Source organism: Segatella copri, from assembly GCF_009494395.1.
Lineage (GTDB): Bacteria > Bacteroidota > Bacteroidia > Bacteroidales > Bacteroidaceae > Prevotella.
In genome coordinates this window covers 179,711-204,679 of record NZ_VZCB01000101.1, presented here as the reverse complement: position 1 = coordinate 204,679, position 24,969 = coordinate 179,711, and the positions used below count along the sequence as shown (strand labels likewise).

Below are 24,969 nucleotides of genomic sequence, written 5' to 3'. Positions count from 1 at the left end.
CTCCAATTGTAGTTACCCTATGCGAGGGAAATCATTTTCGTTTTATAGAGGAAAGATACATAAAATAATTGAGAATCAAGAAGATACGAGGTTAATTAACTATAAAGAGCAAAAGAAAAATGCTCAATTCAGTTGTTTGCTTCCCTAATTAAGTTTTCGGACGGTCTCCCCCATATCGGGGAAGCTGGCTCTTGTAGCCGCATTTTTTACGCTTGCCCTTGCCAGTTGCAGCAAGGATGATGTAAGCTCCGATACCGACCTGGTTGTCAGCCCACCTGCCGACAGCGAGGCTCCCAGTTATTATGCCATTACCGATACTGAGGGTATCGGCTTCACCAAGGATGGCATCGCCTATGAATACATTTCTAAAGGTAAGACCCGATGGGTGCTTAGCTATCAGGAGATAGCCAAGCGCCTCGACATAGATATCTCCAAGATTTCAACCATCAAGATTACCAGAGACCAGATTTTGAAAAACGGTCTCTGGCGCTTCGACGTGCGCTTCGACGGACAGCAGAAGGGCACGGCGTATGCTATTGATGTCGACCCAGAGGATGGGGAGATAGAGTGGGTGATAACCTTGGAGGATATGCCAGGGGGGAATGTGTTTACACTACAAGTTTAAAACATTACCTTTGCCAAATGGTTGAAAAAACGGGTTGGGAGGCAAATAAAAAAGCTTCCCCAATCTACAAAAGAGACATTGAGGATGGAAGTATGATAACAGATGAGAACTGCAATCCAATTCTTGACTGTGATTTCTCTGATGTTATAAAACGAATTTCTCATAGTCAGGCAACCTGTTTCTTTAGCTGGCTACCATACAAATTCCATAAAAGTATCAGGGAGAAGTGAAGCTGCAAGAATGCTCACTTCTCCCTCTTTTTTTTCAAAAAAACTAGAAATCAGAAAAATAATAGTACTCATATTACGAATTAAGGAGTCGTAGTACACGCCTCTATTTCGCTCCTTTTTTATAACTTCACGCTCGAATTAAAAAAAAGAAGTTATGGCAAGAGGACGTAGTTACATGAATTCATATGCCGACGGCTATATGAGAGGAAAGGTTGTCAAGGAAGTGGGAGCACTCCTTGACCACATGCTAGTGGAGAAAATCACAACCCAAAAAATGATAAAAATGGAGTTTGGACCTGTTGACGATACCACCAGAAAACTAAAGCAGCAAGATGCCTCAATATCTTTTGAGACCATCAGACAATTCTGCTACGTCATTGGCTACTATCTCTATCAGGAAATACAGGCGGTGGAGAATTACAAGAAATATGTAAGAGAAAGGGAATCCAGGCTTGCCATGCTATATGAGATGAAAGAAAAATATAAGAAAATTTACGGAATGCAAGCCGCTGTGGTTCTCAACCTCATGCATCAGGGAAAGGATTTGCTGGCTTTTATGAAGTAAGTATAAGTGAGAGTTTTCCGGTCCACTATGTCTTGTCTAACTCATTGTGGGTCTATTTTTAACCTATAAAATATATACAAAAAAAGAAAGTAAAATCTGATGAAATCGGAGGCCATGTGTCCCCTAAGGGTGTATGCCCTTATAGCTCTCCTGGCATTTGCTTGTACCAGCAAAATTGTTAGCGCAAACAAATTCTATCGTCCTCTACTAAGGAACGAGCGACAAAGAACAAAATTACTAACGATCAAATCCTAAGAAATATGGGAAGATTTATAATCAAGCTCGTTCGCTTGATGCTGAAGTATGGGCGATTCTGCCTTGTTTGCGTGAACATTCAATTGAATGGCAACAGTCAGTATGTTGAGTATATGAACAACGAATTTAAGGAGGAGAAGCCATGTTTGGAGAAGGAAGAACCATAAACGTAACGGGCAATGCCTGTTATATAGAGTATGTGGAGAATTACTATGAGAATGGTATCGCCAAAAAGAAGCACAATGCCAATCCTGCGGAACGTATGTCGGATGACCTGAAAGGAGAGGAGGGGCAGGAAGTCTTGAAGGAACTGCAGGAGTATGGGTTACTCGATGAGAACTTCTGCCCTCTGGAGATGTCCAACTCAGAGTCTGCAGTCCTTGCCTATCAGATAGCTATAACGCTGGATATCAAGGATGTGTGGAAAGTATTCTCTACTCTTTGGGAGGTTTCTCCCAATGCCCTGAGAGCTGCTTATAATAGAGGAATGGATCAGAAGAAGACGAGAAAATTCCTGGAAAAACTCCCCCCTTCACTGAAGGATAGTACTAGTACGCGTACATAGTACGTACTAGGTAAGTATGGAAATATATCCGTATCTTTGCACCCGTAATCAGTCGAGTAAAGTCTGGTTGCGGGCGTTTTTTGTTTATAGGAATCCGGTACCGTTCCTGAAACTGAAATTTGGCGAATATCTCGCAGCCCAACCATTTAATATGATATATTGATATGAAAGGAAATGCTTATGTGTTTTTTCATCCGCAGTATGGCGGATTGAGAGTAGTGAAAATCGACAGAGGGTTGTTCTTCTGCATCGAGGACCTGGTTGCCATTACTGATATCGGCAGAGATACATTGTTCCCGGTATTAGCCGACACAGAGGGGAAAGTGGTAGAAATGTATGTGGAAGAGCTAACAAAAAGGGTTCCGAAGGATTTTACACATCGTTTGTTTTTCGGTGAATTCTTTGGCAATGCTGACAAGGTGGAGCGAAAAGGTGGAATAGCTTCGAGAAGTATGATATTCGTAGATTCTCAGGTGGTGAGAGATATGAGCATAGACTGTTCGAAAGATCCTGAGCGCAAGTTGTTCTACAAGTGGGTCAAGGATTTTATCCAGCCTGTGATGGAGGACAAGGACTGCTGGTGGCGTTATGAATGTCTCATGATGAATAGTATCTATTATGACCCTCTGATAAAACCGATTGACATCCGATATGCTGTCGACGGCCTGTATATCAACGATATGAGAATCAACTGACATTATTCATCTTATAAACAAGTGGTTACAATCATGAAACAAGCAACAAAGAAGCAGCTCCTCAACGCCCAGAAGGTGGACGGAGCCATCATCAGTGAAGAAAACGGTACCATCGCCTTCCGCAAGGCGCCATGGAACGATACCGAGGTTATCTGCGAAAAGCCTAAGGTGATACCGGGCAGAATGGTATGTTCTGGCGAGAAACGAGGCGACGAGTTCGACTTCAAGCCTTACGAGCGTACGGGCGAGAAGATCTTCGAGGAAATCTTCAAGACCAACCATGCCGTGGTGCGCACCACCAAGCGCACGGTGCAGGTGAACTATACCTTCAGCCGTGACCTGGACAAGCAGGACATGCTGCGCTACCTCAAGGCAGAGCACAAGGAACTGATTGCCGGATTCAAGGAGAATTTATAGTGATTAATGATTAGTGATTAATGATTAGTGATTAATGATTAGTGATTTAACATTTAATACTTAACACTCAAAATTAAAACGATGGAACATATTATAGCATATAATCCGTACAAGAATGGCAATATGGGGAGCGTAAGCTCCCAGCCACTCTCGGTCTACGACAAGACCATCGCTTATCCCTGGATGGCAGACCTGATAGCTGCCATCCGTGAGGGTAACGACGGACTGAAGAAGCAGCTGCCTTTCCGCTGTGCTCACTACTACCAGTTCCGGGACAACAGACGCTCGCAAAAGAACGCCGTGCCCGAAAGCTTCCTCTTCCAGACCACCATCGACGTGGACGACAAGGAATATGTGGACAAGGCGATAGAGAAGGCACGTGAGCTGAACTGCAGCGATACCATCTGGAAGGGAGCCCTGCTGCACCTGGAGTACTCTGCCCGCAAGAAGCTGCATATTGACATCCGCATGCCCGTGGGCATGACTATCGAGGAGACGCAGCGAGCCTATTGCGAGGCGCTGGGCGTGCCCTACGACGAGAGCTGCATCTCGCCAGAACGAATGCTCTTCATCACCGACAAGGAGTCGGAAATCTATCGCTCGCCCCATTGGTATGAGGTGCTGCCACAGGAAGAGCTGGAGAAGCGCAGACAAGCCTACCTGGACCGTGGATTGACGATTGACGGACGGGCTGGGAAAGTTAATAGTTTACAGTTAACAGTTAATAGTAATCATAAAGTTCAAAGTTCAAATTTCCAAGTTCAAAGTAAAGACCATGTTCAAGACCATCGACTTCCGGGCTCTGACAGCCATCACGCTGTTTCTGCTGGCTCTGCTATTCAGCCTGCCCAACCTTGTGATAGCAATGCTGCTCATGCTGCTCATCTCAGCCCTGCTGGAGCTCATCAGGATGCTGGGGCTGTGGCAACCGGCAAGAACCTCGCAGCCTTCGACCTCTTCCGCAATGCTGCAGGCCTGAAGGACGTAGACATCAACACCCCAGGCTCCCGTCACTCATCGCTCCTGGCAATCATGAGCGCAGGCGCATCGAGAGTGATGTCCGAAGACGAACTGAAGGCGGTGGTGGCACAGAAGATGCCTGCCTTCTCGCAGGAGCGTGACTGCCAACAGCTCATCCACGACTTCTATGCGAAATATGGTGACAGTTCGAAACCGATGTCGCAAGCCGTTATCCGCATCAATGCCCAGGCAGAGAAGTCATCCCAGAAGGATGCCGTGTCGTTCAAGACCGTGAGTACCGAGGATGGCACGGATTCCAATGCGGAAGATGATAAAATCGTTCCGCCTCCGATGCCCCAACATCTCCCAAAACTCGTGGAGCTGCTGCGACGTCTATAAGCCTGCCGTGGCACACGCCATCTTCCCGCCACTTGCCACACACCTCTGCAAGACCACCTTCAAGTATATTGACAATGTGGAGCACGAGGCTACCCTGATGTGCTGTCTGCTGGCGGGCACGGGCGCAGGCAAGAACTGTGTGCAGATGCCCATCAACATGATTATGGAGGACATCAGACAGCGCGACCGTGAGAACCTGAACCGGGAGAAGGAATGGAAAGACGAGGTGACACGCAAGGGAGCCAACAAGGATAAGCGCAAGCGTCCGGAAAACCTCATCATCCAGGAGATAGACGCCGATATGACCAACCCTGCCTTCGTGATGCGCACGGCAGAGGCTCAGGAGCATTTCCTCTATACATCGCTCAACGAGATAGACCAGTTCGATGCCCTCAAGGGGCAGGGCAACCAGCAGTTCAAGATCATGTGCCTTGCCTTCGACCCGGGCAACCAATACGGTCAGACGCGCGTGGGTACATCGAGCGTCACCGAGCGCATCACCATCCGGTTCAACTGGAATGCATCGACCACCGTCCAGCTGGGACAGCGATATTTCTCCAAGGTGCTCACCGACGGACCTATCAGCCGCATCAACTTCTGTACCATCCCGGAGCGGGAAATCGGTGCCGAAATGCCTGTATACGGCGAATACGACGATGCCTTCAGAGAGGCGCTCAGACCGTACATAGAGAATCTGTGCAAGGCATCGGGCAGGATAGACTGCGCTGAGGCTTTCGCCCTGGCAGAAAAGTTGAAGGATGAGAACGCCGACTTTTCGCGCATGTCGCAAAACAGGGTGTTCGAGAATCTTTCCTTCCGTGGCAACGTGATTGCCTTCCTCAAGGCTTGTGTGCTATACGTGGCAAACGGCTGCAAATGGGAACCCGAAATAGAAGAGTTCATCAGATGGAGCGAGAGTTACGACCTGTGGTGCAAGATGATTTTCTTTGGCACAGGCATAGCCAAGGCTAATGAGGTAGGAGAGAAATCGAGCAAGCGAGGACCTACCAACCTGCTGCAGCAATTGCCTGACACCTTTACCTACGCGCAGGCTGAGATGGTGCGCCTGCAGAACGACTTTGGCAAGAAGGGTACGGCGATGATGCTGAGAAACTGGGTGAACCGCCATTACATCGAGAAAATTCCTCCGAAGGGAGCAAATGCCGACGGTGGTGACAGAAAGCAGGGTGGAAAGGTGTTCAGTATTCAGTTATTCAGTTTTAAGAAGCTATTATATCGTTCTGACGGACTCGACCTGAGAGGTTGCAACGTTTAACGGTTTTAAAAAAACTTAACACTTAACATTCAGACAAAATGGAAATAGTATTAAAGCGAATAGCTAAAAAAAGAACTTATACCATAGGCAGACTCTATCTGCTGACCGATGCAAGCGTAAAGCGAATCTCGCTGCCCGGCAAGAAGAAAGACGATAAGAGTACATTTGTCCATACCTTTGACAGCCAGCTGCTATCCAAGGATACATATCTCTGCGATACCTTGGAGCCTACATGGCGTAATCTGTTGGGTATCAAGCTGAAGCCAGAGGAAGTGGATGCCCGCTATAGCCGCAAGAGCGGCGAGAAGGCTCGTAAGATACCTGGCCATACTGCCATTCCTGAGGGTACTTATCCTGTGGTCATATCGTATTCGCCAAGATTCAAGCGTTGGCTGCCATTGCTGTTGGGCGTGCCGAATTTTGAGGGCATCCGCATCCATGCCGGCAATTATCCTGACGACACGCAAGGCTGCATCCTCGTTGGGGAGAACAAGCTCGAGGGCATGGTGGTGGACTCCCGCATCTGGCTGCAGCGACTCATCAACGCCATGACAGAGGCTCGCGACCGAGGCGAAGGTATCTGGATCACGATAATCTAAGTAAGATTCTCTTATAGAAAGAAAAGGGGATGGATTTCACCTGTTATTAAGGTGTATCCATCCCTGATTTTATTTAAAAATCATTAAAAATATGCGCTGATACCTGCATCCTAACAATAAAATGTGTACCTTTGTAGAGATATATACAACTAGAAAATCAATAACTTAAACTTATTCGAATCATGAAGAAAATTTTAACGCTGACTTTTGCTGCTCTTCTCGCAACATCTGCATTTTCGCAGAAAAGCGAAACGTTGCTGGAGCGTAACCAATTGACCAAAACTCCTCCTATGGGATGGATGACCTGGAACCTCTTCAAGGGGGACATCAGTGAACAGCTTATCAAGGAAACGGCTGATGCCATGGTAGAACAGGGATTCCGCGATGCAGGGTATGAATACATCTTTATCGATGACCTGTGGCAGGGGGGAAGAGACCGACACAACAACATCATCCCTGACCCTAAGAAATTCCCTAACGGCATCAAGGCGCTTGCCGATTATGTTCACTCCAAGGGCTTGAAACTGGGAATTTATTCTGACGCTGCCCAGCTTACCTGCGGCGGATGGACTGCCAGCTACGGATTCGAAGAGCAGGATGCACGCACCTTTGCTTCCTGGGGCATCGACTATCTGAAATATGATTACTGCAATGCTCCGGAGGATAGCGCTACTGCCCGCCGCCGATACCGTGCGATGGCTGAAGCGCTGAGCAAGTCGGGCAGGAACATCGTGCTCGGCATCTGCGAGTGGGGTCAGCGCAACTGCGAGGAGTGGTGCGAGGAAGTGGGTGGTTCGCTATGGAGAACCAGCTACGACGTAAGAGATATGTGGAAAGATATCGTCAAGCAGGGCGGTATGGGTATTCTTGACATCGTGAATGTTACTGCTCCGCTTGCCAAGGACGTGCGCCACGGTCAGTGGCCGGACATGGATATGCTGGTAGTGGGACTGAACGGCAAGGGCGGACCATCCAGCGATTTGGGTGGCGTAGGCTGCAACTATACTGAGTATCAGACTCAGATGAGCATGTGGTGCATGATGTCGTCGGTCTTGGCTTTGAGCAACGATCTTCGCCAGCTTTCGCCTGAAGACAAGCGCATTCTCCTGAACAAGGAGATGATTGCCATCGACCAGGATGCATTGGGCAAGGCTGCCGAGAGAAAGGTGAACGAGAAGGATTATCAGATATTTGTACGTCCGTTGGCTGATGGTTCTCATGCCGTTGCCATTCTTAACAGCAGTGACAAGCCAATCCAGGTGCTGGCTGATTTCAAGCAGTTGGGACTGAACGGCAAGTATCTGGTAAGAGATGTCTGGCAGCATCGCGATATAGCCAGGAAGGCTAACCGATGGAAGGGCAAGGTGACTGCCCACGAAACCAAGGTTTTCGTGTTGAGATAAAACAAAAGGAGGGTGTGCCATTCTGAATGACACACCCTCAACATTTATACTTATCTTTTTGTTATCTCAAAGAAAATTACTTCTTGTTGATAGCGAGGTCGATAGCTACAGCGATAGCTACAGTAGCACCTACCATAGGGTTGTTACCCATACCGAGGAAGCCCATCATCTCTACGTGAGCAGGAACTGAAGAAGAACCTGCGAACTGAGCGTCTGAGTGCATACGACCCATTGTATCAGTCATACCGTAAGAAGCAGGACCTGCAGCCATGTTATCTGGGTGCAATGTACGACCTGTACCACCACCAGAAGCTACTGAGAAGTATGGCTTACCAGCAGCAATACGCTCCTTCTTGTATGTACCAGCTACTGGGTGCTGGAAACGTGTAGGGTTTGTAGAGTTACCAGTGATTGATACGTCTACATCCTCGCTCCAGTTGATAGCAACACCCTCGCGAACGTCGTCAGCGCCATAGCAGTTAACCTTAGCACGTGGACCGTCGCTGTAAGCGATGCGGTTAACAACCTTCAACTCACCTGTGTAGTAATCAAACTTTGTCTGAACGTATGTGAAACCGTTGATGCGGCTGATGATCTGAGCAGCATCCTTACCAAGACCGTTCAAGATAACGCGCAATGGGTTCTTGCGAACCTTGTTAGCCATCTCAGCAATCTTGATAGCACCCTCAGCAGCAGCGAAAGACTCGTGACCAGCCAAGAAAGCGAAGCACTGAGTCTCCTCACGGAGCAAACGAGCAGCCAAGTTACCGTGACCAAGACCAACCTTACGGTCGTCAGCTACAGAACCTGGGATGCAGAAAGCCTGCAAACCGATACCGATAGCCTCAGCTGCATCAGCAGCAGTCTTAACACCTTTCTTGATAGCGATAGCAGCACCAGCTACATACGCCCACTTAGCGTTCTCGAAGCAGATACGCTGAGTATCTTCACACATCTGATAAGGGTCAACACCTGCGTCCTCGCAGATTTGATTAGCCTCTTCCAAGCTCTTGATACCGTTAGCATTAAGAGCAGCAAGAACCTGCTTCTCGCGACGTTCCTGACTTTCGTAACTTACTTTTCTAATCATATCTGTATCTCCTTATTATTCTTTACGTGGATCAATAGCTTTAACAACACCCTGCTCAGCAGTTGTACGACCGTAGCTACCTGTGAACTTCTTGACAGCCTCGTTAGCGTCCATACCGTTCTTGATAGCTTCCATCATCTTGCCGAGGTGAACATACTCGTAACCACAAACCTGGCTGTCCTTGTCGAGGAACTGCTTTGTGATGTAACCCTCTGTCAACTCGAGGTAACGTGTACCCTTAGCTACAGTACCATAGAGAGTACCTGTCTGTGAACGAAGACCCTTACCCAAGTCCTCAAGACCTGCACCGATAACGAGACCGCCCTCAGAGAAAGCGCTCTGGCTACGACCGTAAACAATCTGGAGGAAGAGCTCGCGCATAGCTGTATTGATAGCATCGCAAACGAGGTCAGTGTTCAAAGCCTCAAGAATAGTCTTGCCTGGGAGAATCTCAGAAGCCATAGCAGCTGAGTGAGTCATACCAGTACAACCGATGGTCTCAACAAGAGCTTCCTGAATAACGCCTTCCTTGATGTTCAAAGAGAGCTTGCAAGCACCCTGCTGAGGAGCACACCAACCCACACCGTGAGTATAACCAGAGATGTCTTTGATCTCTTTTGCCTGAATCCATTTTCCCTCTTCAGGAATTGGAGCTGGTCCGTGGTTAGGACCCTTAGCGACAACGCACATGTTGTCTACTTCTTTAGAATAGATCATATTCGCTAAATTTTATATTAATGAATATATATAAGTATAAATCCTTATAGTGATTTCACTTTGTTTGCTGAAACATCTGTCTTACGACATGATTTCCGACCACAAAAGTACAAAAAAAATCCGGAAAATACCTAAAAATGAGTATTCTTTTTAACTCTTTAACCTAATATTTAGATTTTTTCTTGGGTTTATGCACAATTTCATGTATCTTTGCAAACTAAAAATAGCAATTTTTGTAGATTATGATCGAAGTTAAGATAAAGGATGCCGTGCTTCAGCAGGCTGCCGAAGCGGGCATGGACGATTTTGTGAAGGCGTTTGTAGATGCCATCCGGGAGGCGATAGGCGGGGAGCTTACTGCCCAGAACATGGCTGAGCTGAACAGCGACCAGATTACGCTCCTGGCGTGGGACACCCTGCACGAGGAGATGATGGATGGGGGCATGATACAGCTCATCCACAACGGCTATGGCGCCTTCCTATGGAAGAATCCTACGGACAAGGCGTTCCGCAACTGGGGGCTGGTGGAGCTGTCGAAGCTCATCAAGAAGAGCCATTTCCTATATAAGAGCCATCATGAGGATATTGAGGGCGAGATGAGCGATGAGGAATTCATGGCGCTCTACGAGAAGTTTCCGGAATTTGATGATTTCGACGATGAATTCGTTGAAAATGAGGAGGAATGGACCAGCAAGGTGGCGTTCTACATCGATGAGCATATCGAGAACTTCGCTACTATCGAGTAGTGATTATTGATTAGTGATTATTTTTCATTATTCATTATTCATTATAAATTATACATTATTATATATATGAACAAGCAAGAACAGGAACTCCGAAAGAAGAGTCCGATACAGATACGCAACAAGAAGGCTTCGTTCGAATACTTCTTCGTTGACACCTATACCGCGGGCATCGTGCTCACGGGTACTGAGATTAAGTCTATCCGTGGCGGTAAGGCATCGCTGGTAGACTGCTACTGCGATTTCTATCAGGGCGAGCTCTGGGTGAAGGGAATGAACATCTCTCCTTACTTCTACGGCTCGTTCGGCAACCACGAGGCGCGCAGAGACCGCAAGCTGCTCCTTACCAAGCGCGAACTGCGCCGACTGGAGGAGGACAGCAAGCAGCCGGGCTTCACCATCGTCCCTACGCTCATCTTCATCGATGACAAGGGCCGTGCCAAGGTGGATATCGCTCTCTGCAAGGGTAAGAAGGAGTATGACAAGCGTCAGACCCTGAAGGAGAAAGAGGACAGAAGAGAAATGGATAGAGCCATAAAGCACTTTTAAGACTTTGAACGTTGAGATTTGAACGTTGAACTTTATGAAATGCATCTTTTAATGATGTTAGTCATTTCGGGCGGTTCTTTTCTCGATGTTTAAATACTCTTCATTATTTAAGTTTTTAGGATAATATGACAAATCATAAAGTTCAAAGTTCAAAGTTTAAAGCTCAATGTGAAAAGAAGATTCTGATTCTTGACGGTGCCATGGGTACGGAGATTCAGAAATATAATCTGACCGAGGACGACTTCCGTGGCGAGCGGTTCCGCGATGTGCCGGGAATGATGAAGGGCAACAACGACATGCTCAATATTACCCGACCTGATGTCATCTCGGACATCTACCGACGTTACCTGGAGGCTGGTGCTGATATCATCACAGCCAATACCTTCTCGTGCCAGCGCATCTCGCAGGCTGATTATCACCTGGAAGACTGCGCACGAGAAATGGCGTTCGAGGGCGCACGGCTGGCGCGCATCGAATGTGATAAGTTTTCTACACCCGACAAGCCACGCTTCGTTGCCGGAGACGTGGGACCAACCAACAAGACTTGCTCCATGAGTCCGGACGTCAGCAACCCTGCCGCCCGCGAGATTACATACGATGAACTCTTCACCGATGTCTGCGAACAGGTGGATGGTCTCATAGAGGGTGGTGCGGACGTGATTCTCATCGAAACCATCTTTGATACGCTCAACTGCAAGGCGATGATTGATGCTGCCATCACCATGATGAAGAAACATGGGGTGGAGCTGCCTATCATGATCAGTCTGACGGTGAGCGACCTGGCTGGCAGAACCCTGAGCGGTCAGACGGTGGATGCTTTCCTAGCCTCGCTCTCGCCTTATCCTATCTTCTCCGTGGGCATGAACTGCGCCTTCGGTGCGCCTCAGATGAAGCCGTTTATCGAGCATCTTGCCAAGGTGGCACCTTATTATATCAGTGCCCATCCTAATGCCGGCCTGCCTAACGAAATGGGTGAATATGATGAGACGGCTGAGTCGATGGCTCCGAAAATCGCCGAATTCATCGATGAAGGCATCGTGAACATCATCGGCGGCTGCTGTGGCACAAGTCCCGAATTTATCGCTCATTATGCCCGATTGGCTGAAGGAAAGAAGCCGCATCAGGTGGTGGAGAAGCCTAAGTATATGTGGCTCTCGGGGCTGGACCTTCTGCAGGTCGATGATTCCGTTCATCTGCCGGTGGACGCCAGCAGGTTCGTGAACGTGGGTGAGCGCTGTAACGTGGCTGGTAGCAGGAAGTTCCTGCGTTTGATTAATGAAAAAGGTTATGAGGAAGCCATCGGTATCGCACGCAAGCAGGTGGCTGACGGAGCTGCCGTGGTAGACGTCAATATGGACGACGGACTGCTGGATGCGAAGGCTGAGATGGTGAACTTCCTCAATATGATAGCGGCTGAGCCGGAGATAGCCAAGGTTCCGGTGATGATAGACTCCTCTAAATGGGAGGTGATCCTGGCTGGACTGAAATGCTGCCAGGGCAAGTGCATCGTCAATTCCATCTCGCTGAAGGAGGGTGAGGAGGTATTCCTCTCGCATGCCAGGGACGTGATGCGATATGGCGCTGCCGTGGTGGTGATGTGCTTCGATGAAGTGGGTCAGGCAACTACCTTTGAGCGCCGCATCGAGATAGCCGAGCGTGCTTACCGACTGCTGGTGGACAAGCTGGGCATGAATCCGCTCGACATCATCTTTGACCCTAACGTACTCGCCATTGCTACGGGTATGGAGGAGCACGACAACTATGCCGTGGAATTCATCCGTGCCACCGAGTGGATTCATCAGAATCTGCCTGGGGCCCACGTGAGCGGTGGTGTCAGTAACCTCTCGTTCTCATTCCGAGGCAACACCTATATCCGTGAAGCCATCCATTGCGTCTTCCTGCATCACGCCCAGAAAGTGGGCATGGACTTCGGTATCGTAAATGCCAAGGCGAGAATGGATTACGACAAGATACCTAAAGAACAGCTTGAACTCATCGAGGACGTGGTGCTGAACCGCAGAAAGGGTGCTGCTGATGACCTTATCGAGCTGGCGGCCGAAATCAAGGCGAAGGCAGATGCAGCCAAGGCAGCTGCCAAGGCTGGTGGCGCTCCGGTGAAGAAGCCGGCGGCTCCGGAATGGAGAAAACAGCCGGTTGAGGAGCGTTTGAAGTATGCGCTGCAGAAGGGCATCACCGAGTTCCTGCAGCCGGATATCGACGAAGCGTTGCAGAAGTATCCGCATGCGGTGAACGTTATTGAGGGTCCGCTGATGGACGGTATGAACCTTGTTGGCGAACTCTTCGGCAGGGGTGAGATGTTCCTGCCGCAGGTGGTGAAGACCGCACGTACGATGAAATCGGCTGTTTCTATCCTCCAGCCTCATATCGAGGCAGAGAAACAGGGTGGCAGTACCTCGGCTGGCAAGATACTGATGGCTACGGTGAAGGGAGATGTCCACGACATCGGCAAGAACATCGTATGCGTTGTGATGTCGTGCAACAACTTCGACATCATCGATCTGGGCGTCATGGTTCCTGCCGAACAGATCGTGAAGAAGGCGATAGAGGAAAAGGTGGATGCCATCGGACTGAGCGGCCTGATTACGCCATCGCTCGAGGAGATGGTGCATGTGGCGAAGGAAATGCAGAAGGCGGGTCTCCGCATCCCTATCATGGTGGGTGGAGCCACGACGAGCGAGCTTCATGTGGCGCTGAAGATAGCCCCGGTATATGACGGTCCGGTTATCTGGGTGAAGGATGCTTCGCTCAATGCCGGCATCTGCACCCGTTTCCTCAATGAGACCGAATGCCCTAAGTTCGTGGCAGAGCTGGATGAGCGCTATGAGCGCCTCCGCAACGAATATCATGAGCAGCAGGCTAAGATAGCATCGCTTGAAGAAGCAAGAAAGAACAAGCTGGAGCTGTTCTAAAAGATAAGAATACAAATGTTTTTAGGATAATTATGATCAAGACAGTTATTTTTGATATGGGTGGCGTTATCATCACCCTCGACGAGAATAAGGCAGGCAAACGCTTTGTTGAGTTGGGAATGAAGGAGTTTGCCGAAAAGATGGACCCCTACAAGCAGGTGGGCTTGAACGGTCAGCTGGAAGAGGGAAAAATCTCTGAAGAAGAATATCGCCGGATGGTGAGCGAAAAGCTGGGCAGAGAGGTGAGCTTCGAAGAGCTGCAGCACTGCTGGCTGGGCTATATGAAAGAGGTGCCAGCCCGCAATCTCATGGCGCTCAGAAAACTGAAGGAACAGGGCTATCGCGTGGTGCTCCTCAGCAATACCAATCCCTACGTATCGGCTTGGGTAGACAGCGAGGCTTTCTCCGGCGACGGTCATCCTATCGGTGACTATTTTGATGCGATGTATCGCAGCTATGAGGTGAAATACATGAAGCCGGACGAGAACTTCTTCCGCTATGTGCTGGGACAGGAGCAGACGATGCCTGAGGAATGTCTCTTCATCGATGACGGTCCGCGTAACTGCTGCGCTGCCTCGGAACTGGGCTTGTTCACCTATTGTCCGCAGAACGGGGAAGACTGGTGCGACAAGATCTACGATTATCTGAAGTAACGTTTTGGGTATCGAATTGAAGTAACAATTTATGGTGATTATTTGCAGCCCAATTGCAAATAATTACCATTTTATTTTGCATTCTGCAATAAATGATGTACTTTTGCAGTCGCAAATATTAAAATAACAAGACAATGGTTAAGAAAAAGAGATGGCATTGCTTGCCTGGACAGCCTCTTACTGAGCTCGACAAGCAGGTGATGTTTTGGGAAAATAAGGGTAAGCTGGTTCCTACCCGCGACTTGATTAAGACTCCTGAACAGATTGAGGGCATCCGCAAGAGCGGCGTCGTCAATACCGGTTGTCTCGACGCTGTAGCCGAGATGATTCGTCCAGGTATCAATACACAGGAAATCGATGACCTTTGCATGCAGTACTGCAAGGATCACAATGCGATTCCTGCCTGCCTCAACTATGAGGGCTATCCTAAGAGTGTTTGTACTTCTATCAACGAGGTAGTTTGCCATGGTATTCCAAAGGAAGAGGATGTTCTCGAAGAGGGCGACATCATCAATGTGGACATGACTACCATCGTGGACGGTTACTATGCTGATGCCAGCCGTATGTTTATCGTAGGCGGCAAGACTACTCCTGAAAAGGAGCAGCTGGTACGCGTGGCTAAGGAGTGTCTGGAGATTGGTATGGAGGCTGCCAAGCCTTACAGCTTCGTTGGCGACATAGGCCATGCCATCGAGAAGCATTGCAAGAAGTATGGCTATGGCGTGGTTCGTGATCTTTGCGGTCATGGCGTAGGCATTCATTTCCATGAGGAGCCTGAAGTGCTCCACTATGGTCATCGCGGTACCGGCATGCTGCTTGTTCCAGGTATGGTATTCACTATTGAGCCAATGATCAATATGGGAACCTGGCAGGTGTTCATCGATGCTGATGATCCATACGGATGGGAGGTTATCACCGGTGACGAGAAACCATCTGCACAGTGGGAGCATACCCTCGTGATGACAGAGACCGGTGTGGAGATTCTTACACATTAAAACAAGGGGCTTGAGCCCGATAGAATTATGGAAGAAAAAAAGGATATATATATATTAGGTATAGAGAGCAGCTGCGATGATACCTCTGCCGCAGTGCTCAAGAACGGAGTATTGCTGAGCAATGTGACCGCTTCCCAGGAAGTTCACAGAGCTTACGGTGGTGTGGTGCCTGAGCTGGCTTCACGCGCTCATCAGCAGAATGTGGTTCCTGTCGTAGACCAGGCCATCGCCCGTGCCGGCATCACAAAGGAAGATCTTTCTGCCGTAGCCTTCACCCGTGGTCCGGGATTGATGGGTTCGCTCCTCGTGGGTGTGAGCTTCGCCAAGGGTTTCGCCCGTTCGCTCAATATTCCGATGATTGACGTGAACCACCTGCAGGGTCATGTGATGGCACATTTCATCAAGGAGAGCGATGACGATCAGAGTGCACCTCCATTCCCATTCATCTGTCTCCTCGTGAGCGGTGGAAATTCGCAGATTGTGAAGGTGAACGCCTACAACGACATGGAAGTGCTCGGACAGACCATCGACGACGCGGCTGGCGAGGCTATCGACAAGTGTGCCAAGGTATTGGAGTGGGGCTATCCGGGTGGTCCTATCGTAGACAAGTATGCCCGCCAGGGTAATCCGAAGGCTTTCAGCTTCTCTGAACCTCACATCCCTGGCTTGAACTACAGTTTTTCCGGCTTCAAGACCAGTTTCCTCTACAGTCTGCGCAAGTGGGTGGCTGCGGATCCTGACTTCGTAGAGAAGAACAAGTTCGACCTGGCTGCAAGCATTGAGTTCACCATCGTGGATATCCTGATGAAGAAGCTCCGCATGGCTGTGAAGCAGACGGGCATCAAGCATGTGGCTGTGGCTGGTGGCGTGAGTGCCAACAACGGTCTCCGCAATGCCTTCCGCGATCATGCCAAGCGCTTTGGCTGGACCATCTATATCCCTAAGTTCAGCTATACCACCGATAATGCGGCAATGATTGGCTGCGTGGGCACTTTCAAGTATCGTGACGGTGAGTTCGCTACCATCGACCTGCCAGCTTATTCTAAAGTAACGTTTAAGTAAGTTATACATTATATATTTTAATTCAGAATGGAATTTGAAACAAAGATATTGAGTAAGGGCATTCAGGAGATGCTCTACAACAGTGACAAGACAGTGGGTACAGCAGAGAGCTGCACAGGTGGTCGTATCGCCGAGGCAATCATCTCATTACCAGGTGCCAGCAATTACTTCAAGGGTGGCGTAGTAAGCTATACCAACGAGGTGAAGGAGAATCTCCTGGGCGTGAGCCATGAGGTGCTGGAGGAGCAGACTGCCGTTTGCGAGGAAGTGGCTAGAGAGATGGTGCTGGGTGCCATCAAGACCCTGAATGTAGACTTCGCCATTTCAGCCACAGGTTGCGCTGGTCCTACAGGTGGTACTCCAGCCATTCCTGTGGGAACTATCTATGTAGGTTATGGCAACAAGGATGATGTTCGCGTGGTAAAACTCACAGAAGATTTCGGTCGTGACATCAATCTCGCAATCGCCACAAATACAGCGCTTAAGGGCATGTTGGATTTCCTCAAGGAACATACAGAAGAACTGAAAAAAGAGGCATAAATTGCTAATTTTGGCAGATAAAGTATTAATAATCCTTAAAAGACACCGTTCTTTTAGGGATTATTTTGTTATTACCGAATTATTTTGTAATTTTGCACTCTGTTTGGAATAGGTAATAATTAACGAATTAGAAAATTAAAGATAGAAATGTCTAAGATTTGTCAAATTACAGGTAAGAAGGCACAGTTAGGTTGTAATGTGTCTCACTCAAAGCACCGTACAAAGAGAAGCTTTGACGTTAACCTCTTCAGCAAGAAATTCTACTATGTAGAGGAGGGTTGCTGGATTAGCCTCAAGATCAGCGCTGCTGGTCTTCGTCTTATTAACAAAGTAGGTCTTGACGCTGCACTTAATCAGGCAGTGAAGAAGGGCTATGTAGATTGGAAGGACATTAAAGTTATAGGAGAATAAATATCATGGCAAAGAAAGCAAAAGGTAATAGAGTACAGGTTATCCTCGAGTGCACTGAACATAAGAACAGTGGTATGCCAGGTACAAGTCGTTACGTGACTACTAAGAATCGTAAGAACACTCCTGAGCGTCTTGAGTTGATGAAGTACAACCCAATCCTTAAGAAGATGACTCTTCACAAGGAGATTAAGTAAGCTAGCTTACAAGTTTATAAACAATTTTATCAATTTTAATAGACTATGGCAAAGAAAGCGGTCGCTACCCTCCACGAAGGTAACATGGATGGTCGCGCATATACAAAGGTTATCAAGATGGTTAAGAGCCCTAAGACTGGTGCTTATGTTTTCGATGAGAAGATGGTACCTAACGAGGCTGTTAAGGATTTCTTCAAGGACTAATCTCAAGCTATTGAGTATTCAGTTCATCTGAAGAAGATATAAAATTTAAAAAGGATTGCATACTTCATAATGAGGTTTGCAATCCTTTTTTGTTTTCTATATTCTTGTTTCTATTTCTTCTTCTTTACTCCTCTTACAGCTTCGCTTTCCAGCGGGTTCTCAGGCCAGAAATGCTTCGGATATCGGCGCTTGAGCTCCTTGCGCACTTCGAAGTAGGTTCCTTCCCAGAAACTGTGGAGATCCTGAGTCAACTGCACCGGCTTGAATCCCGGTGAAAGCAACTCCATCAGCAGCGGCTGCTTACCATCATTCACCGTCGGCGTCTCTGTCATTCCGAAGCATTCCTGCAGACGCACACTCAGAACAGGGGCTTCTGCGCCCTGGCGGTAGTCGATGCGGATGTTGCTGCCCGAAGGAACACGGAGGTGGGTAGGGGCGAGGCGCTCTATCTCCTGCTGAACATCGTATGGGATGAGTGCCCACAAGGCTTCCTCAAGATTGATTTTCTTCATCTCGCTGATGCTGGTCCTCACTCGCCCTGTATCCTCCAGATAGAAAGGGAGCCAGTCGGCAGCGGTCGATAGGAGTTTTTCTGTTGAAAGGTCGGGTATCTCCAATTCGGGATGCCATTCGCTCACCTTCGCTACACGTCGCTGTAGGCGCTGTACGCTTTCGTTCCAGTCGAACATGCTGAGTCCGTCTTTTCTGGCTGCGGTGCAGATGATGTCAATGATCTGCTGCTTATCCGCATTCTGAATCGGCTTGCTGTCAATCACCAGCTTGCCTATGCGTTGTTCCATCTGCATCTTCACCATTCCTGCTTTACTGTCCCAGGAGATGTTTTCAACCTCCGTAAATGGCAGGTCTCTGACAGCGACGGGAGCGCAGAGGAAAACCTTTCCTTTGCTACCGGCATCGTTACCGGAAGCAGATTTGCCGGAAACAGATTTGCCGGATGCAGATTCGTTGCAGCTGGCAGAATTGAGCGAAGCGATGGCTATCCATTCCTGTGCAGACATCGCATCAGACTTGTCGATGAAGACCGTATTGCCGTTTGCCATGCGGAAATTGCCAATATTATCCACCGCCCTGGCGATGCGCTCCGGATAAGCCTGGGCTATCAGACTGCCCACTTCCTCAGCATCTATCTCTCCATTATCTTCCTTGATTCTGAGCATTCTGCGGTATTCCTGCGCAATCTGTGCGATGCGGTTCCATCTTCCCAGGTTCGATTTCCTGCGCTGCGAACGAAGGATGGAGATTCTTAAGGCGAGATCCGTATCAGAAGATTCGCTCATCGGGTCTTTCTCTTCCAATAGCGCTGCAATATCGCAGGCCAAAGCTGCGGAATTTCTGTTCAGCATCATGCGGGCAATGCGTGGATGACAGGGTAGGAATGCCATTTCCTTGCCAAGAGCTGTGATGCTTCCATCTTCCCGAATGGCTCTGAGAGAAACGAGTAAACTCTTTGCTGACAGCAGATTAGCGGTAGGTGGCTGAGTGAACCAGGGTAGGGATTCAGGGTTGTTTTCTCCAAAGGCAGCAATATCCAGAACCATTGAAGCGAGATCTGCATCTTCTATTTCTGGACGGCGCTGATCTTCCATCAGATGTTCTGAGGTCTGCGTCCAGAGACGGTAGCAGATACCTTCAGCTACTCGTCCGGCACGACCTCTTCGCTGGGTAGCCATATCCTTGCTGATTCGTACAGTCTTCAGCTGGCTGAGTCCGGTTCGGTTATCATAGACCAGCTTTCTGCAGAGTCCGGAATCAACCACGATTCTCACGCCCTCAATAGTAAGCGAAGTTTCGGCGATAGGGGTTGCAAGAACGATTTTTCGGCTTCCTTCCTGTGAGGGAGCAATGGCGCTTCGCTGCTTCTCCGGCGAGAGATTGCCGTAAAGCGGATAGACGGTTGTGGCTGCCCACATATTATCAGCAGAAGAATCATCAGCCTTGGCTATTATTCCGTTTAACATTTCTTCGCATTTCAGGATTTCTCCCTGGCCAGGAAGAAACGCCAGAATATCGCCTTGATGATCGTGATGGGCCCTGACTATCGTGGCAACCATTACCTGAACCATATCGTATGCGTTGACATCATCGGCTGCATAGACGGTTTCTACCGGAAACATCTTACCTTGGCTTTCTATGAGTGGTGCCCGGAGCGTTTGGCAAATGGCGGTTGTATCAATCGTTGCAGACATGATAACCATCTTTAAATCAGGTCGGATAATCTCCTGAGCTTGTCGGGTCAAGGCAAGCGCCAGATCTGAATTGATACTTCGCTCATGAAATTCGTCAAAGATGACGATGCTGACGCCATCCAACGTGGGATCATTCACCAGCATACGCGTGAGGATTCCTTCAGTGAGAACTTCGATGCGAGTATCTTTAGACGTCTTATTTTCGAAGCGTACGCGATAGCCAACCGTCTTGCCAACAGATTCGCCCAAAATACTGGCCATTCGTTCAGCTATCTGACGAGCAGCCAGCCGGCGCGGTTCCAACATGAGAATCTTGCCATTGCATGCGTTGAGAATGGTAAGTGGCAGCAAGGTTGATTTGCCGGCTCCAGGTGGCGCAGTAATGACGAGATTGGATGATTCCGCCAATTTCTGATTGACTGCATCGGCAATCTGGTATGCAGGCAAATTTCCTGCCTGACTGAAAAGTCTATCAGTGTTCATATCGTTTATACTAATCTAAAATTACTTTCTGCAAAGGTACAAAGAAATCCGTAAATAACATATTGGTTTTGTTTTTTTTTATTACTTTATATTATCTCTATCTTAAAATATTAACGTGTATTATGATAAATAGACGTTTTCGGAAAGTATAATTTGCATAAAATAATTTGGTCAATACAAAATAATATTGTACTTTTGCGTTCGTAATAAACATATAAGCGTTGACAATAAAAATAAAGAGAATAAGATTATGAAATTCATAGGAATTATACCAGCAAGATACGCCTCTACGCGTTTCCCTGGCAAGCCTCTCGCCATGTTGGGCGGCAAGCCAGTTATACAGCATGTTTATGAAAAAGTGGCTGCAGTACTGGAAGAAGCATACGTTGCTACTGACGACGAACGCATCTTCAAGGCTGTTGAAGCATTTGGCGGCAAGGCTGTCATGACCCGCACCGACCATAAGAGCGGTACCGACCGCATCGAAGAAGCTATCGAGAAGATTGGCGGCGATTGGGACGTTATCGTAAACGTTCAGGGAGATGAACCTTTTGTTGCTAAGAGTCAGCTGGATACCATCTGTCATTGCTTCGACGACCCAACCACTCAGATTGCTACATTGGGCAAGGCTTTCACCTCGATGGAAGCTGTTGAGAATCCAAATAGTCCAAAGATTGCTGTCAGCAATCAGGGCTTTGCTCTCTACTTCTCGCGCAGCGTAATTCCTTACGTTCGTGGCAAGGAACGCAAGGATTGGCTTAGCCATTTCCCTTATCTCAAGCACCTGGGCATCTATGCCTATCGCAAGGAAGTGCTCAGAGAAGTGACCCAGTTGCCACAGAGTTCGCTGGAGATTGCGGAGAGTCTGGAGCAGCTCAGATGGTTGCAGAACGGTTATAAGATTAAGGTGGGAACTACAGACGTAGAGACCGTAGGTATCGATACCCCGGAAGACTTGCAGAGAGCTGAGGAATTTCTCAAGGAGCAGGCGGAATAAAACAATATTACCTATTATATAATAGGTTAAGTATCAAGTATATAAATAATCAGGTAAAGTATCAAGGCAATGAACAAGATAGAGTCTATCGTCAGGAAATACATCATCCACCACAATCTTTTTAAAAGTCGTGGCAGATATATAGTTGCCCTATCAGGTGGAGCCGACAGCGTGGCGTTGCTCTTAATCTTGCAACAACTGGGAGTGAGCGTAAGCGCTGCCCATTGCAATTTTCATCTGCGTGGTGAAGAGAGCGAGCGCGATGAACAATTCTGCGTCAATCTTTGCGAAAGACTTGGTATAACGTTGCATCGCATTCATTTTGATACTCAGTTTTACGCCTGTCAGCACAAAGTGAGCATCGAGATGGCTGCCCGCGACCTGCGTTATCGATATTTTGCCCAACTGGCTAAGGATATTGAAGCCGATGGCATCTGTGTGGCTCATCACCGGGATGACAACGTAGAAACAGTTATTCTTAACCTGCTCAGAGGCAGTGGCGTGGACGGACTGGCTGGCATTGCTCCCAAAAATGGAAACATCCTGCGCCCCCTACTCTGCATCAGCCGTCAGGATATTCTAGACTATCTCCAGTTGCAAGGGCAGGATTATGTAACCGATTCTACCAATCTGGAGGATGATGCTCTGCGCAATAGAATCCGCCATCACGTGATTCCATTACTCGAAACAATCAATCCGGCTGCCAAGGAGAACATCGACCAGACTGCAAAATATCTGAGGCAGGCGAAAACGATGCTGGAGGGATTGATGAATCATGATAGAGCTGATGCAGGCGTCAAGGACTTTTGCAATGAAGGCTCGGCAGATGAGCATGTGATTTGCCTGCAGAAGCAACCCATCATGAAAGCTCCTTCTCCTGAATTCATGCTTCACAGCGAACTGGGAAAATATGGCTTTCATGGTGATGTGATTGATGATATTTATGAGAGTCTGGTTGCCAAGGACGGTGGCGTGGGAAAGCTCTGGAAGAATGGCAGTTATATGGTTGCCATCGATAGAAATCAATTGTTGGTTACGGCTTTGGCTGATTTGGATACCATTCAGAGTGAACGCCCGTTCCGCTTGCCGGAAGAAGGTAATTACAACTTAGGAAAAAGCTTGAAGATAAAACTTCATTGCTATCCACGGACTGCTGACTTCACTCCAAGCAAGAGCAGTCATCTGATAACGCTTGATGCAGATAAAGTAAGTTTTCCACTAACCTATCGCCTATGCGAAAAGGGTGACCGGTTCTACCCTTTCGGTATGAAAGGAAGTAAATTGGTAAGCGATTATCTTACCGACCGCAAGCGGAATGTGGTACAGAAGATGGGGCAACATGTCATTACCGACAGCCAGGGCGAAATCATATGGCTGGTAGGTGAAAGAACTTCTGACAGGAGCAAGATAACAGATCAAACCCAAATAATTTTGGAAATAGAACTTGTGCAGAATAATGAAAAACAATAGAATCAAGGGCTTCAGCATTGCTGGAGCCCTGTTGGTAGTCGTATTAGCAGCGCTGGGATATTGGATATATTACTGTCTCAATCCCAGCAGAGAGAGAGTAATGGCGGCAAGAGCCACTATCAAGGCTTATTCGCATTACGAACTGAGACAAGACGGCAAGCTGGTCTTATGCTTTGATGAGGATACGGTAAGCCTGGCAGCCAACTTTATGAACCGATGGACTCTCATACCTTCGTGTGGGGGCAGACTGGCTGCTGCATACAATAGCAGCATCAGTAAAAACCGCTATCAGAAGGTGGATGCAGATACTCTCCTGAAAGAAAAAGTTGATTCGCTTGATAGCGTATATACTGACTCAAAATGGAAGGTTGGAGAGTTGAATTATTATTTACATTCTCACTCCGTTCAAGACCTCGGATATAACCCAATAAGCGGCTATACTCAGCGGGAAATCATCTTAAGAGATTCTGCAAGAAAAATGCTTGATTCACTGAAACAAATTCGAAAGAAAGGACATGTGAAACTGGTGCGCTGCATTAGTTACAAGGCGTTTTTCAGACAGGCAGATGGCAAGTGGACTAGCGAATCTTGTGAACTTTTGAAAGCCATGGACGGCAGGAATACGGCTGGTCTTCATCTCTTCCAGTTAACTTCAGAAACGACTCCGGATGGTGTTGCCGCACTCTCTCCTCGCCTTGCCTCATCGCTTGCCAAGACACATGGAACTACCCTTCGCCGTTCTATCAACTATAAGCTGAAACCGGATTCGCTCGGCTACTATAAAGGGTCGTTTGACAGTCTTTATCAAGCAAACGGATATGGCAGATGGCAGGCTTATGACGGAACATACTATGAAGGAGAATGGCAGAATGGAGTCCGACAAGGCTGGGGATTCAGCATCGCTCCTAGAAAGCCACTTCGCGTAGGTGAATGGAAAAATGACAGATATAAAGGAGAGCGACTGGTCTATACTTCCGAGCGTATCTATGGTATCGACATCTCCAAATATCAACATGGAAAAGGAAGAAAGAAATATCCAATATACTGGGACCGTCTGCGCATCACGCATCTGGGTAGACTGAGTAAGAAAACGGTATCTGGAGCAGTCAACTTCCCTATCCGCTACATCTATATTAAGAGTACGGAAGGTGCCTCGCTATTGAATCCCTATTACAGGAAGGACTATCTGGCAGCCAAGGCTCATGGATTCAAGGTTGGCAGTTACCACTTCTTCAGTACAATTTCGCCAGCAGCCCAGCAGGCGCATTATTTTCTGAAGCACAGCTATATACGCAAAGGCGACTTTCCACCAGTGCTGGATGTGGAGCCTCTGCCCAGCCAGATCAGAAAAATGGGTGGTGTAGGTGTGCTCTTCAGCCGGGTAAGAACATGGCTAAGAATCGTGGAGAGAGCTACGGGTACCAAGCCGATACTCTACATCAGTCAGATATTCGTAAACCGCTATCTATCAATGGCTCCGGACCTTAAACATAACTATCTGGTATGGATAGCAAGGTATGGAGAATATAAGCCAGACATTCATCTTGTTTACTGGCAGCTCTGTCCAGATGGACGTGTGGCAGGCATCCGAGGCGAGGTAGATATCAATGTTTTTAATGGCTATAAAGACGCCTTTATGAAATTCTCTCAGAATGAGACAGTTAAATAATTATGTTAAAGTAAGTTATCAAAAGTAACAACGTATCGATTTTTTTGCTATATTCGCACTTAAATG

24 protein-coding genes and 1 pseudogene are annotated in these 24,969 nt (G+C 47.9%); 22 read left to right on the top strand and 3 right to left on the bottom strand.

What is annotated here, in order from left to right:
* Positions 1-385: 385 nt before the first annotated feature.
* The 9 genes and pseudogenes from F7D73_RS15595 to F7D73_RS15555 all read left to right on the top strand — a co-directional run bounded on the left by F7D73_RS15595 (position 386) and on the right by F7D73_RS15555 (position 7,989).
* Positions 386-625: a hypothetical protein gene (locus tag F7D73_RS15595; RefSeq protein ID WP_153126198.1), complete on the top strand. Its 240-nt coding sequence runs from the start codon at positions 386-388 to the stop codon at positions 623-625.
* Positions 626-1,009: 384 nt separating this feature from the next.
* Positions 1,010-1,420, top strand: coding sequence for a hypothetical protein (locus F7D73_RS15590; protein ID WP_153126197.1), 411 nt, complete (start codon positions 1,010-1,012; stop codon positions 1,418-1,420).
* Between the two features lie 260 nt (positions 1,421-1,680).
* Complete coding sequence (locus F7D73_RS15585; RefSeq protein ID WP_153126195.1) at positions 1,681-1,842, top strand: hypothetical protein; 162 nt, start codon at positions 1,681-1,683, stop codon at positions 1,840-1,842.
* The gene (locus tag F7D73_RS15580) at positions 1,818-2,240 is read left to right on the top strand and encodes a hypothetical protein (RefSeq protein ID WP_153126193.1); all 423 of its coding nucleotides are present in this window, start codon (positions 1,818-1,820) and stop codon (positions 2,238-2,240) included. Before F7D73_RS15585 ends, F7D73_RS15580 begins: the two co-directional genes overlap by 25 nt.
* A gap of 164 nt (positions 2,241-2,404) precedes the next feature.
* Positions 2,405-2,935, top strand: a complete 531-nt coding sequence (locus tag F7D73_RS15575) for a hypothetical protein (RefSeq protein ID WP_153126191.1) — start codon at positions 2,405-2,407, stop codon at positions 2,933-2,935.
* A gap of 33 nt (positions 2,936-2,968) precedes the next feature.
* On the top strand, positions 2,969-3,352 hold the full coding sequence (locus tag F7D73_RS15570; protein WP_153126190.1) for a hypothetical protein: 384 nt from the start codon (positions 2,969-2,971) through the stop codon (positions 3,350-3,352).
* Between the two features lie 81 nt (positions 3,353-3,433).
* A pseudogene (locus F7D73_RS15565) lies at positions 3,434-5,987 on the top strand (hypothetical protein).
* A gap of 38 nt (positions 5,988-6,025) precedes the next feature.
* A complete protein-coding gene (locus F7D73_RS15560) occupies positions 6,026-6,586 on the top strand; it encodes a DUF5675 family protein (RefSeq protein WP_153126188.1) in 561 nt (186 codons plus the stop codon).
* A gap of 182 nt (positions 6,587-6,768) precedes the next feature.
* Complete coding sequence (locus F7D73_RS15555) at positions 6,769-7,989, top strand: glycoside hydrolase family 27 protein (RefSeq protein WP_153126186.1); 1,221 nt, start codon at positions 6,769-6,771, stop codon at positions 7,987-7,989.
* Between the two features lie 76 nt (positions 7,990-8,065).
* On the opposite strand, the gene F7D73_RS15550 is transcribed toward F7D73_RS15555, so the two are convergent.
* Both F7D73_RS15550 and F7D73_RS15545 read right to left on the bottom strand, forming a co-directional pair.
* Complete coding sequence (locus tag F7D73_RS15550; RefSeq protein WP_022121816.1) at positions 8,066-9,079, bottom strand: GGGtGRT protein; 1,014 nt, start codon at positions 9,077-9,079, stop codon at positions 8,066-8,068.
* 15 nt (positions 9,080-9,094) lie between these two features.
* Positions 9,095-9,796 carry an iron-sulfur cluster assembly scaffold protein gene (locus F7D73_RS15545; RefSeq protein WP_006849036.1) on the bottom strand — a complete coding sequence of 234 codons (702 nt, stop codon included), beginning with the start codon at positions 9,794-9,796 and terminating at the stop codon, positions 9,095-9,097.
* Positions 9,797-10,038: 242 nt separating this feature from the next.
* Here F7D73_RS15545 and F7D73_RS15540 point away from each other — a divergent pair, with 242 nt between their 5' ends.
* From F7D73_RS15540 to F7D73_RS15495, 10 genes are all read left to right on the top strand, one after another.
* On the top strand, positions 10,039-10,542 hold the full coding sequence (locus F7D73_RS15540) for a DMP19 family protein (RefSeq protein ID WP_153126184.1): 504 nt from the start codon (positions 10,039-10,041) through the stop codon (positions 10,540-10,542).
* Between the two features lie 66 nt (positions 10,543-10,608).
* Positions 10,609-11,088, top strand: a complete 480-nt coding sequence (gene smpB / locus F7D73_RS15535) for an SsrA-binding protein SmpB (protein ID WP_153126182.1) — start codon at positions 10,609-10,611, stop codon at positions 11,086-11,088.
* A gap of 125 nt (positions 11,089-11,213) precedes the next feature.
* Positions 11,214-14,018 (top strand): methionine synthase, encoded by a 2,805-nt coding sequence (metH, locus tag F7D73_RS15530; RefSeq protein ID WP_153126180.1) that lies wholly within the window; start codon positions 11,214-11,216, stop codon positions 14,016-14,018.
* A 32-nt stretch (positions 14,019-14,050) separates the two neighbouring features.
* Complete coding sequence (locus F7D73_RS15525) at positions 14,051-14,671, top strand: HAD family hydrolase (protein WP_153126178.1); 621 nt, start codon at positions 14,051-14,053, stop codon at positions 14,669-14,671.
* A gap of 134 nt (positions 14,672-14,805) precedes the next feature.
* The gene (gene map / locus F7D73_RS15520) at positions 14,806-15,666 is read left to right on the top strand and encodes a type I methionyl aminopeptidase (RefSeq protein ID WP_153126176.1); all 861 of its coding nucleotides are present in this window, start codon (positions 14,806-14,808) and stop codon (positions 15,664-15,666) included.
* 27 nt (positions 15,667-15,693) lie between these two features.
* Positions 15,694-16,728, top strand: coding sequence for a tRNA (adenosine(37)-N6)-threonylcarbamoyltransferase complex transferase subunit TsaD (gene tsaD / locus F7D73_RS15515; protein WP_153126174.1), 1,035 nt, complete (start codon positions 15,694-15,696; stop codon positions 16,726-16,728).
* A 27-nt stretch (positions 16,729-16,755) separates the two neighbouring features.
* Positions 16,756-17,268, top strand: coding sequence for a CinA family protein (locus F7D73_RS15510; protein ID WP_153126172.1), 513 nt, complete (start codon positions 16,756-16,758; stop codon positions 17,266-17,268).
* A gap of 147 nt (positions 17,269-17,415) precedes the next feature.
* Complete coding sequence (rpmB, locus tag F7D73_RS15505; protein WP_006849044.1) at positions 17,416-17,679, top strand: 50S ribosomal protein L28; 264 nt, start codon at positions 17,416-17,418, stop codon at positions 17,677-17,679.
* Between the two features lie 5 nt (positions 17,680-17,684).
* Complete coding sequence (gene rpmG / locus F7D73_RS15500) at positions 17,685-17,873, top strand: 50S ribosomal protein L33 (RefSeq protein ID WP_006849045.1); 189 nt, start codon at positions 17,685-17,687, stop codon at positions 17,871-17,873.
* 45 nt (positions 17,874-17,918) lie between these two features.
* Positions 17,919-18,077, top strand: a complete 159-nt coding sequence (locus tag F7D73_RS15495) for a DUF4295 domain-containing protein (protein WP_006849046.1) — start codon at positions 17,919-17,921, stop codon at positions 18,075-18,077.
* 110 nt (positions 18,078-18,187) lie between these two features.
* Here F7D73_RS15495 and hrpB read toward each other — a convergent pair whose 3' ends face one another.
* Entirely contained in the window at positions 18,188-20,767 is a 2,580-nt protein-coding gene (hrpB, locus tag F7D73_RS15490; protein ID WP_153126170.1) for an ATP-dependent helicase HrpB, read from the bottom strand.
* 250 nt (positions 20,768-21,017) lie between these two features.
* Between hrpB and kdsB the strand changes: the two genes are divergently transcribed.
* From kdsB to F7D73_RS15475, 3 genes are all read left to right on the top strand, one after another.
* Positions 21,018-21,764, top strand: coding sequence for a 3-deoxy-manno-octulosonate cytidylyltransferase (gene kdsB, locus F7D73_RS15485; RefSeq protein WP_153126168.1), 747 nt, complete (start codon positions 21,018-21,020; stop codon positions 21,762-21,764).
* Between the two features lie 69 nt (positions 21,765-21,833).
* Positions 21,834-23,234 (top strand): tRNA lysidine(34) synthetase TilS, encoded by a 1,401-nt coding sequence (gene tilS / locus F7D73_RS15480; protein WP_153126166.1) that lies wholly within the window; start codon positions 21,834-21,836, stop codon positions 23,232-23,234.
* The gene (locus F7D73_RS15475; RefSeq protein ID WP_228117771.1) at positions 23,221-24,903 is read left to right on the top strand and encodes a GH25 family lysozyme; all 1,683 of its coding nucleotides are present in this window, start codon (positions 23,221-23,223) and stop codon (positions 24,901-24,903) included. The genes tilS and F7D73_RS15475 overlap by 14 nt, the downstream gene beginning before the upstream one ends.
* Positions 24,904-24,969: the final 66 nt, after the last annotated feature.

Coding starts and splice junctions, on each gene's coding strand:
- tilS (WP_153126166.1), top strand. CDS start 21,834: ATGAACAAGATAGAGTCTATCGTCAGGAAATACATCATCCACCACAAT.
- map (WP_153126176.1), top strand. CDS start 14,806: ATGGTTAAGAAAAAGAGATGGCATTGCTTGCCTGGACAGCCTCTTACT.
- F7D73_RS15510 (WP_153126172.1), top strand. CDS start 16,756: ATGGAATTTGAAACAAAGATATTGAGTAAGGGCATTCAGGAGATGCTC.
- F7D73_RS15545 (WP_006849036.1), bottom strand. CDS start 9,796: ATGATCTATTCTAAAGAAGTAGACAACATGTGCGTTGTCGCTAAGGGT.
- F7D73_RS15570 (WP_153126190.1), top strand. CDS start 2,969: ATGAAACAAGCAACAAAGAAGCAGCTCCTCAACGCCCAGAAGGTGGAC.
- F7D73_RS15555 (WP_153126186.1), top strand. CDS start 6,769: ATGAAGAAAATTTTAACGCTGACTTTTGCTGCTCTTCTCGCAACATCT.
- F7D73_RS15540 (WP_153126184.1), top strand. CDS start 10,039: ATGATCGAAGTTAAGATAAAGGATGCCGTGCTTCAGCAGGCTGCCGAA.
- F7D73_RS15525 (WP_153126178.1), top strand. CDS start 14,051: ATGATCAAGACAGTTATTTTTGATATGGGTGGCGTTATCATCACCCTC.
- F7D73_RS15580 (WP_153126193.1), top strand. CDS start 1,818: ATGTTTGGAGAAGGAAGAACCATAAACGTAACGGGCAATGCCTGTTAT.
- F7D73_RS15550 (WP_022121816.1), bottom strand. CDS start 9,079: ATGATTAGAAAAGTAAGTTACGAAAGTCAGGAACGTCGCGAGAAGCAG.
- F7D73_RS15495 (WP_006849046.1), top strand. CDS start 17,919: ATGGCAAAGAAAGCGGTCGCTACCCTCCACGAAGGTAACATGGATGGT.
- kdsB (WP_153126168.1), top strand. CDS start 21,018: ATGAAATTCATAGGAATTATACCAGCAAGATACGCCTCTACGCGTTTC.
- rpmG (WP_006849045.1), top strand. CDS start 17,685: ATGGCAAAGAAAGCAAAAGGTAATAGAGTACAGGTTATCCTCGAGTGC.
- tsaD (WP_153126174.1), top strand. CDS start 15,694: ATGGAAGAAAAAAAGGATATATATATATTAGGTATAGAGAGCAGCTGC.
- F7D73_RS15590 (WP_153126197.1), top strand. CDS start 1,010: ATGGCAAGAGGACGTAGTTACATGAATTCATATGCCGACGGCTATATG.
- F7D73_RS15475 (WP_228117771.1), top strand. CDS start 23,221: ATGAAAAACAATAGAATCAAGGGCTTCAGCATTGCTGGAGCCCTGTTG.
- F7D73_RS15585 (WP_153126195.1), top strand. CDS start 1,681: ATGGGAAGATTTATAATCAAGCTCGTTCGCTTGATGCTGAAGTATGGG.
- F7D73_RS15560 (WP_153126188.1), top strand. CDS start 6,026: ATGGAAATAGTATTAAAGCGAATAGCTAAAAAAAGAACTTATACCATA.
- metH (WP_153126180.1), top strand. CDS start 11,214: ATGACAAATCATAAAGTTCAAAGTTCAAAGTTTAAAGCTCAATGTGAA.
- F7D73_RS15575 (WP_153126191.1), top strand. CDS start 2,405: ATGAAAGGAAATGCTTATGTGTTTTTTCATCCGCAGTATGGCGGATTG.
- rpmB (WP_006849044.1), top strand. CDS start 17,416: ATGTCTAAGATTTGTCAAATTACAGGTAAGAAGGCACAGTTAGGTTGT.
- hrpB (WP_153126170.1), bottom strand. CDS start 20,767: ATGAACACTGATAGACTTTTCAGTCAGGCAGGAAATTTGCCTGCATAC.
- smpB (WP_153126182.1), top strand. CDS start 10,609: ATGAACAAGCAAGAACAGGAACTCCGAAAGAAGAGTCCGATACAGATA.